Origin of the sequence: Gordonia sp. IEGM753 (assembly GCF_050321825.1) — a bacterium.
Taxonomy (GTDB): domain Bacteria; phylum Pseudomonadota; class Gammaproteobacteria; order Pseudomonadales; family Pseudomonadaceae; genus Aquipseudomonas.
On sequence record NZ_JBNQGB010000002.1, the window covers coordinates 752341 to 761996 of the forward strand.

Annotated in this window: 6 protein-coding genes; 2 read left to right on the forward strand and 4 right to left on the reverse strand. The window is 59.3% G+C overall.

The genetic code is table 11. From position 1 onward, the window contains the following. Nucleotides 1–78 precede the first annotated feature (78 nt). Together ACQR3R_RS16425 and ACQR3R_RS16430 are read left to right on the forward strand one after the other, a co-directional pair. Nucleotides 79–2421, forward strand: coding sequence for a TonB-dependent siderophore receptor (locus tag ACQR3R_RS16425; RefSeq protein WP_428273326.1), 2343 nt, complete (start codon nt 79–81; stop codon nt 2419–2421). 132 nt (nt 2422–2553) lie between these two features. Next, entirely contained in the window at nt 2554–5082 is a 2529-nt protein-coding gene (locus ACQR3R_RS16430; protein WP_428273327.1) for a PepSY domain-containing protein, read from the forward strand. A gap of 46 nt (nt 5083–5128) precedes the next feature. Here the strand turns inward: ACQR3R_RS16430 and ACQR3R_RS16435 are convergent, their stop codons facing one another. The 4 genes from ACQR3R_RS16435 to ACQR3R_RS16450 form a co-directional block, all read right to left on the reverse strand. After that, on the reverse strand, nt 5129–7543 hold the full coding sequence (locus ACQR3R_RS16435; protein ID WP_428273328.1) for a TonB-dependent siderophore receptor: 2415 nt from the start codon (nt 7541–7543) through the stop codon (nt 5129–5131). Nucleotides 7544–7654: 111 nt separating this feature from the next. Beyond that, nucleotides 7655–8620, reverse strand: coding sequence for a FecR domain-containing protein (locus ACQR3R_RS16440; RefSeq protein WP_428273329.1), 966 nt, complete (start codon nt 8618–8620; stop codon nt 7655–7657). Continuing rightward, the gene (locus ACQR3R_RS16445; protein WP_428273330.1) at nt 8617–9150 is read right to left on the reverse strand and encodes a sigma-70 family RNA polymerase sigma factor; all 534 of its coding nucleotides are present in this window, start codon (nt 9148–9150) and stop codon (nt 8617–8619) included. The genes ACQR3R_RS16440 and ACQR3R_RS16445 overlap by 4 nt, the downstream gene beginning before the upstream one ends. A gap of 145 nt (nt 9151–9295) precedes the next feature. Next, nucleotides 9296–9656, reverse strand: a 361-nt coding sequence (locus ACQR3R_RS16450) for a hypothetical protein (RefSeq protein ID WP_428273331.1), incomplete at its 5' end; no start/stop codon positions are given.

Genomic DNA, 9656 nt, shown 5'->3' on the forward strand with positions numbered 1-9656 from the left:
AGTAATGTTTCGCAATTGATACGAATACCCGTTTACCCTATATTCCGCGACCTCAAATCCTTGGGGAGGGGAATTCACATGTCACGCCAACAATCACAATTACCTGTCAGTTCACCGCGTTTGCTCGCTTCTGCGATTGGCGTGGCAATTACCGCCGGCTCGGCGGGCCACATGGTGTTCGCCGCAGAAAAAACTGACGGTAAAGCATCGAACGGGGCGATTTCCCTGGACGCTACCGCGATCAACGCCGAAGCCCAGGACACGACCACCTACAACGTGGAAAAAGCCTCCTCGCCCAAGTACACCGCGCCGCTGGTCGACACGCCGCGCTCGGTTACCGTCATTCCGCAACAAGTTCTCAAGGACACCGGCGCGCTCAATATGCAAGACGCGTTGCGCACCGTACCGGGCATCACCTTTGGTGCCGGTGAAGGTGGCAACCCACAGGGTGACCGTCCATTCATTCGTGGTTTCGACGCGCAGGGCGACACTTACCTGGACGGCGTACGCGACACCGGTTCACAAAGTCGCGAGATCTTCGCTGTTGAATCGATCGAAGTCAGCAAGGGCCCGAACTCAGCCATTGGCGGCCGTGGCGCTGCCGGCGGCAGTATCAACCTGGTGAGCAAAAAAGCGCACTTGGGCGATTCGTTCGACGGTGGTTTCACCTGGGGCTCCGACCAGACCCAGCGCTACACCCTGGATGGTAACTATCAGTTCACCGACACCGCTGCGGGCCGTCTGAACCTGATGAGCCACGAGAGCAACGTCGCCGGCCGCGACAGTGTCGACTACGACCGCTGGGGCATCGCGCCATCGCTGGCCTTCGGCTTGGGCACCGACACACGGGTCAACCTCGATTACTACCATCTGGAAAGTAACGACACACCCGATTCGGGCATCCCCTACACCATTCCCGTCGCAGGTTCGGCCGCGCGCACCAAATCCAACCCGGACAAGCCTTACGCCGGTGGCGATAGCAGCAACTTCTACGGCCTCAACGACCGTGATTTCCGCAAGGGCCGCACCGACACCGCGACCTTCGCCATTGAACATGATTTGAACGATGCGCTGACCATCAAGAACACCTTGCGCCACGGCACCAGCATGCAGGACTACATCCTGACCCAGCCGGACGACAGCAAGGGTAACGTCAACAACGGCAGCGTGTGGCGCCGGGCCAACACCCGCGTCAGCAACACTGAAACCACGACTAACCAGACCGATCTGTTCGGTACGTTCTACGTCGCCGGTTTCAAGAACAGTTTTGACACCGGTATCGAGTTGAGCCGTGAGGAAAGTCAGAAATCCTCATACAACGTCAACACCGATACCACGCCGAGAACAGCGGCCGCGACCACTAACTGCTCGCCGGCGTTGATCGGCGCATCCAGCGGCTACAACTGCACCTCGCTGTCCAACCCGAACCCGAACGACCCATGGAACGGCGCGATTTCGCGCAACTACGCCGGCACCGACACCAAGGCCAATACGTACGCGTTGTACGCGTTCGATACGCTGGAATTGTCGCCGCAATGGCTGGTGAACATGGGCCTGCGCTACGACCATTTCGACACCAAATACCGTTCCTATGATGGGTCCGGTGCCACTATCGTGACCAAAGGGATCGAGTCTAAGGCCAAAGACACCAGCGAGTTCGTCACCGGCCAGTTCGGCGTGGTCTACAAACCGGCTGAAAACGGCAGCATCTACGCCTCCTACGCGACCTCTGCCACGCCACCTGGCGCTACATTGGGTGAAGGCCAGGAAGGCAACCCGCTGGGCAACTCGTTCGACCGCAGCGGCAACTTGCTGAGCAGCGACATGGAGCCGGAAACCACCAAGAACTACGAAATCGGCACCAAGTGGGACTTGCTGAACAATCGCCTGTCGCTGACCGCTGACATCTTCCGCACCGAGAAAGACAACGCGCGCGTTCAAGTCGACACCACGTCGTACGAAAACGTCGGCAAAACCCGCGTTCAAGGTTTCGAACTGTCGGCCACCGGCAAGATCACCGACAAATGGCAAGTCTTCGCCGGCTATGCCTACATGGACAGCGAGCAAGTGGACGGTGGTGACCTGGCGGCCAACAAAGCCAACAACGGTAATGAGCTGCCTAACACGCCGAAAAACAGTGCCAGCCTGTGGACGACCTATCAGGTCACGCCGAAGCTGACCCTCGGTGGCGGCGCGTTCTATGTTGACGACGTGTTTGGCAGTGTGGCCAACACCACCATGGTTGATTCCTACGTTCGTTACGACGCGATGGCGGCTTACAAGCTGAGCAAAAACGTCGATCTGCAACTGAACGTGCAGAACCTGACCAACGAAACCTACTACGACAAGGCCTTCTCGACTCACTTCGCCAACCAGGCGGCGGGTCGTACGGCATTGCTGAGCACCAACTTCCACTTCTGACAGAGGTGTGAATACAAGGGCCTCGTTCATTCAATTGAACGGGGCTTTTGTGTGTAAAAAAGAATGCTTCTCGACAAGTCACGGCATAATGCGCGTCGTGATGATCATTTTCGAACGTACAAGGCGAGCGACGTGTTTAAGAAAACCCTGTTCCAGTTGCACTGGTTTTTTGGCATCAGCGCCGGCCTGGTCCTGGCCTTGATGGGCATCACCGGGGCGATGGTGTCGTTTCAGGATGAGATCCTGCGTGCACTGAACCCCTCGGTGTTGCACGTCGAGCAGCAAGTTGCCGGCGTACTGCCGCCAGCCGAACTGGTTGAAAAAATCGAGGGCGCCTCAGGCCTGAAAGTCTCGGCGCTGTGGGTCGAGACCGACAGCGGCAACGCTGCGCGGGTGTTCTTCACCCCGCCACCGGGCGAACGCCGTGGGCAAATGCGCTACTTCGATCCGTACACCGCCGAGTTCAAGGGTGACGCCACCGGCCAGGACTTTTTCGGCCTGATGCTGCAACTTCACCGCTTTCTGGCCATGGGCGACACCGGCCGCCAGATCACTGGGGCCTGCACACTGATTCTGGTGTTCTTTTGCCTGTCCGGGCTTTACCTGCGGTGGCCGCGCCAGTGGAACAGCTGGCGTGCCTGGCTGACCCTGGACTGGAAGAAAAAGGGTCGCAGCTTTAACTGGGATCTGCACTCAGTGGCGGGCACCTGGTGCCTGGTGTTTTATCTTCTGGCAGCGCTCACCGGGTTGTCCTGGTCGTATGAGTGGTACAGCAAAGGGCTGACCAGATTGCTGTCGGATGCGCCACAGAACGAACGCGTACGCGGCGGCCGTGGCCCAGCGCCAAGTGGTCCGGCACCGACGGCCGATTACGCCGCGATGTGGAGCAGCATCTACAGCGCCGCCGGCCCGGCACTCAGTGCCTACAACATTCGTATGCCGCCGGTCGCCGGTCAGCCGGCCACGGTTTACTACCTGCTGAATACGTCGCCGCATGAGCGAGCGCTGAACCAGATCACGCTCGACCCGGCCACCGGCATCGTCAAGCAGCACGACCGCTATAGTGACAAGAGCCTCAAGGCTCAACTGCTGACCAGCATTTACGCCCTGCACGTGGGCAGCTATTTCGGCATGGTCGGGCGGATCATCCTGACCCTCTCCGCACTGACGATGCCGCTGTTTTTTGTCACCGGCTGGCTGCTTTACCTTGATCGTCGCCGCAAGAAAAAGCAGATCAAACACGCTCGAAAAGGTCTTGAGCAACCGGAGGGTGATGCACCGGCCTGGCTGATCGGCTTTGCCAGCCAAAGCGGTTTTGCCGAGCAATTGGCGTGGCAAACTGCCGGGCAATTGCAGGCGGCAGGTTTGCCGGTGAAGGTTCAGCCGCTGGCCCATGTCAGCGAGCAGGATCTGCGTGATTCCAGCAACGCCTTGTTCGTGGTCAGCACCTTCGGCGACGGCGAGGCTCCAGACAGTGCCCGCGGTTTCGAGCGCAAAGTGCTAAGCCGTGCGCTGGACTTCCAGAGCCTGAATTATGCGGTGCTCGGGTTGGGTGACCGTCAGTATCAACATTTTTGCGGTTTCGCTCGTCGCCTGCATACCTGGCTGGGTGAGCGCGGCGGCAAGACCCTGTTTGCCCCGGTAGAAGTCGACAGCGGCGATCCTTACGCCTTGCGCCACTGGCAGCAACAGCTTGGACTATTGACTGGACAAGCCCCCGTCGACACTTGGCAAGCACCGAGCTACGACAACTGGACCCTCAGCCGTCGCGAGTTACTCAACCCCGACAGCAGCGGCTCAAGCGTTTACATGCTCGGCCTGACGGCGCCATCCACCAGCAGTTGGCTGGCCGGTGATCTGGTAGAAGTGCTGCCACGCAACTGCCCTTGGGTCATCGAGCATTTCCTCGATGGCCTGGGCATCGACGGCCGCGCGATGGTTGAACTCGATGGTTTGTCGCAACCCTTGGAGCAAGCACTCGCCAGCCGCCAACTGCCCGAGAACCGGGCCCACCTGGTCGGCCTGCACGCACAGGCATTGGTCGCCGCGTTGGTGCCATTGGCCATGCGCGAATACTCCATTGCCTCGATTGCTGCCGACGGTGTGCTGGAGCTGATCGTGCGTCAGGAGCTGCACCCCGATGGCTCGATGGGCATTGGCTCGGGTTGGCTGACCGAGCATGCGCCAGTGGGCGGCACTATCAGCCTGCGGGTTCGGCGCAACAGCGGTTTCCATCTGCCAGTCGAGCCGGTACCGATGATTCTGCTGGGCAACGGCACAGGGCTGGCCGGGCTGCGCAGTTTACTCAAGGCACGCATCGCCGATGGCCAACAACGCCAGTGGCTGTTGTTTGGCGAACGTAATCGGGAACACGATTATCTGTGCCGCGATGAGCTTGAAGAGTGGCTGATTTCAGGTGATCTGGAGCGCCTGGACCTGGCGTTTTCACGCGATCAGGAACAGAAAATCTACGTACAGGATCGCCTGCGTGAGTCGGCCGACCAGTTGAAGCAATGGCTGGCCGACGGTGCCGTGATTTACATCTGCGGCAGCCTGCAGGGAATGGCGTCAGGCGTGGACCACACGCTAAACGAGATCATCGGACTGGAAGAAGTCGACCGCCTGATCGAACAAGGTCGCTATCGCCGCGACGTTTACTGACACCACAAAAAAATGTGGGAGCGAGCAGGCTCCCACAGGTCTGCATTTACCAGCGATAGGTGGCTGATGCCACCGCTGTGCGCGGATTGCCGTAAAGGCAGCGAGTGGCGTCGTAGCAGCCGGAGATGTAATCGTCGTTGGTGAGGTTGGTGACGTTCACTGCCAGTTTCCATGGCCCGGTCACGTAATGAGCCGAGGCATCGAATACCGTATAGGAAGGCACTTGCAGCGAATTGTCCGCCGCGCCCGGATTGCTGCCGACATAGCGCACACCCGCACCCACCCCGAAGTTCTTGAACAGCCCGTCGCGCAAGGTGTAATCGGCCCACAGCGAGGCCATGTTGCGCGGGATTGGGATGAACGTCGGGGTCTTGCCTTCGCTGGCATCGTTGGCTTTGGTGATCTTCACATCCTGATAGGTGTAACTGGCAATCAGGTCCAGTTCACGGCTCAGACTCGCCGTGCCTTCAAGCTCAAAACCACGGCTACGAATTTCACCGGTTTGTACCGAATAATTCGAATTGACCGGGCCGGGGGTCAGTACGTTGGTTTGAGTAATCTGAAACACTGCCGCCGTCACCGTCGCATTGACATCCCTGGGCGCAAACTTGATGCCCGCTTCGTACTGCTTGGCTTCGGTCGGATCGAACGGTTTACCGTCGGCGTCGATCCCGGAGTTTGGGGTAAACGCCGTTGAGTAGCTGATGTAAGGCGCCAGACCGTTATCTGCCAAATACACCAGGCCGGCGCGACCGCTGAACGCCTCATCTTTCTGATCGACCCTGCTGTTCGCCAGATGATCCTGGGTCTCACTGCTCGCCCAGTCATAACGACCGCTCAGTGTCAGACGCCAGTGGTCATCAAACTTCAGTTGATCCTGCACATACAAACCGGTTTGGTTGAGCGTTGAATCGGTCTTGGTCGGGTAACTGTTCAGCGGGTCGTTGAACACCGAGCGATCGAACGGCACGAACACCGGGTTGTAAACATTCAGTGGTGCCGCCAGCGCGTACACCTCGTCATCGGAAGCATTCTGGTGCTGGTAATCGAGGCCCAGCAACAGCGTGTGGTCGATGCCACCCGCGTTGAAATCAGCCTGGGCCTGGTTGTCCACCGTCCAGCGTTTATAGGTGAAATCGGCGATGCCGGCCCACTGATCGATGGTGGTTAGCGAGCCCTCCTGAAAACCGCCGCCGTAGATCATGTTGTCGTTCAGATCCAGGTGCGAATAACGCAGGTTTTGCCGCACTTGCCAGGTATCGCTCAGGCGCCTGGAGAATTCATAACCCAACGACATCTGCTTCTTTTCGTATTTCTGAAAATCTTTGTCTGCCGGAAATACATTGCGTTTGATGTGGCCGTTCGGGTTGTAGTCGATGGTGCCTGCCGAAGGGAAAAAGCCATCGCCGGAGTTACTGTCGTCGTAGAGGTAACTGGCCAACAGGGTGAAACGCGTGTCGTCATCCGGGGCGAAAGTCAGCGAGGGCGCAAGCGACTGACGCTTGTCCTGCCACGGGGTATCACGGATGTCCTGGTCGCGCAGCACGCCCACCACGCGATAAGACCATACCCCCTGATCGTCCAGTGGACCGGTGCTGTCAAAGCTCAATTGCTTGCGCGCATCCGTCCCGTATTGCACGCCCACTTCATTGGCCGCCACCGGGCTTGGGCGCTTAGAAACCTGATTGATCACGCCACCGGGATCGCCCTGCCCGTACAAAACGCCCGCAGGCCCACGCAGCACTTCAACCCGTTCCAGCAGGTACGGATCGACTATCCAGCTCGCCAGGTTAATGGTGGTAGGCAGTTGCAGGCTGTCCAGGTAAGTGGTCGGCGAGAACCCACGAATGACCGTGTACCAGTCCGAACGATTGTTGGCGCCGTAACTCGAAACACCCGGTTTATAGCGCAACGCTTCATTCACTGATTGCACGCCCTGCGCTTCCATTCGCTCGCGTGTGATGACCGAAATCGACTGCGGCGTTTCATGAATCGGCGTGCCGGTCTTGGTGGCGCTGATGCTGTCTTGGGCGACGTAACCGTCAACGGCACCGAATGGCCCGTCCTCAACCTGAGGCGCGTTAATCGACAAGCTGTCGAGTTGTACCTGACCCGCTCCCGACGGCAGTGCCTGCAGACGATACGTCGAACCGACCTGCACCGCCGTAAGGCCAGTGCCGCTGAGCAATTGCGCCAGGGCCATTTCGACGCTGTAGCGACCGTTGAGGCCCGGCGTTTGTTTGCCGCGCGTCAGCACTGGATCGAACGCCTGGGCAACGCCGGCCTGCTCGGCCAACGTACTCAACGCTGCGCCCAACTCGCCTGCCGGGATGGCGAAAGTCTGCACACGGGCCTGGGAGGCTGGGGACGTATCGGCAACGGCCGGCACAGCAACGCCAGCAAGGAAAATCGGGAACAGCGCAGCCGCAAGCGGATGCAGCCGAACTACAGGGCGGGTCATGGGCAATTCCTGGAAGTTGTTTTGGTTTTCTCAGGCCATGACGGGCGAGATTGGCAACGGGACAGTGACGGCGAAAAATATTTTTCGCCTGTAGCAACGTGCGGCAATCATTCAGCCTTCGGGTTTGATCAGCACAATCCAGTCAGTAAACCGTTGCACACGAATCGGCAAACTGGCCTGCAATGCCGCCAATGCAGCGTCGCTGTCCGCCAGCGGGAACGAGCCAGACACTCGAAGATCAGCAAGCCCCTGACGGTCGTAGTGCAATACGCCCTTGCGGTAACGCGCCAACTCATCAAGCACTTCGGTCAGCGGACGGTCATCTACTTTGAGTACACCACGCGTCCAGCCTGCCGGGTCGCTATTACCGATGCTGATCGGCGCATCCACATGGTCCGAATACACCGCGGCTTGCTGACCCGCCGCAACACGTACCGCGCGCTCGGGCTGTTCAACAGGACGCGCGGCAATCGCCGATTCCAGTACCGTAACCTGCGTGCGATCGCCCTCGCGGCGCACCATGAATTGGGTGCCCAGGGCTGTGACGGTGCCGTGTTCGGTGCGCACTACAAATGGCCGCTGCGGATCTTTCGCGACTTGAACCCACAACTCGCCGCGCCGCAATTCGATCAAGCGCTGCTGCCCATCGAAATGCAGATCGACCGCCGAATCACCATTCAATTGCAGATGGCTGTTATCGGGTAACACCCAATCGCGCCGCTCACCCCATCCCGTGCGTTGATCCGCCAGCCATACCGGCGCCAGCTGCATACCTTGCCACGCCACACCGGCCGCAATCAGCAACGCCAGACAGCTGCCTGTGCGCCGCAGCCCGCCATTTCGCTTGGCCGACATCACCCGGTCCAGGGTTTTACGCGCGCGGGTTTTGGGCAATCCATCGAAGCGCCCCCACAACAGGGACAACCGGGAAGCCGCCAAGGCGTGGCTTGGGTCGGCATCACGCCACTGGGCAAAAGACTCACGAGCCTGATCATCGGCATCACCGGAGTGCAGCAGCGACATCCACTGCGCTGCCGCCAGCACGGTTTCATGTGACGGCTCATGGCGGGGCATCATGCCGCGCCGCCATACATTGCCGAATAGCAATGCACCATCACTTGGGCAACGTATTGTTTGATCATGCTTTTGGAAACACCCAGATGCTCGGCAATCTCGGCATGGCACCAGCCATCCAGTCGATTGAGCAAAAAAGCGCGCCGCGGTTTTTCGGCCAGGCCTTCGAGCAACTGTGCGATGGACTCCAGCAACTCCAGAACTTGATGAAATGCTTCAGGACTGATGGCTGCAGCGTCTTGCGACTCTTGAGCCAGGATCGCGAGGTATGCCCGCTCCAGCTTGCGCCGCCGCTCACCGTCGATCAGCAAGCGAATGGCAGTGGTGGTCAGAAATGCTCGAGGTTCCTGTAAACGCTCTGGTTCGGCCAGGGTTAACACCCGAATAAACGTGTCTTGCGCCAGGTCCGCTGCGCGATGGGAGCAGCCAAGCTTCTTGCGCAGCCAATTCTGCAGCCAACCGTGATGATCGTTGTAGAGCAACGCCAGCAACTGATTACGAGGGCTTGGGAGGGGCGAAAGGTGGGCTGGCACTGCGGCATCCTGAAGGGGGCAACCTACATGAATGCGAATATATGTCATTTGGTAACAAGTGTCACTACGCCTGCAACTCAGTGCACATTCACAAAAATGCCCGCAGGAAACCGGCTTGCCGGCGATGGCGCACTCGACATCGCCATCACTGGCAAGCCAGTTTCCTACGGGTTTGCGTGAGGCCAGTGATTTCGGGCGCTGGCCCAGATCTGTAGGAGCCCGGCTTGCCGGCGATGGCGTTCTCGTCATCGCCATCACTGGCAAGCCAGTTTCCTACGGGTTTGCGTGAGACAGTGATTTCGGGCGCTGGCCCAGATCTGTAGGAGCCCGGCTTGCCGGCGATGGCGCACTCGACATCGACATCGCCATCACTGGCAAGCCAGTTTCCTACGGGTTTGCGGGAGGCCGTGATTTCGGGCGCTGGCCCAGATCTGTAGGAGCCCGGCTTGCCGGCGATGGCGCACTCGACATCGACATCGCCATCACTGGCAAGCCAGTTTCCTACG

Excerpts from the sequence above, each read along its gene's own strand:
- ACQR3R_RS16425 (WP_428273326.1), top strand. The coding sequence starts at position 79 with ATGTCACGCCAACAATCACAATTACCTGTCAGTTCACCGCGTTTGCTC.
- ACQR3R_RS16435 (WP_428273328.1), bottom strand. The coding sequence starts at position 7,543 with ATGACCCGCCCTGTAGTTCGGCTGCATCCGCTTGCGGCTGCGCTGTTC.
- ACQR3R_RS16440 (WP_428273329.1), bottom strand. The coding sequence starts at position 8,620 with ATGATGCCCCGCCATGAGCCGTCACATGAAACCGTGCTGGCGGCAGCG.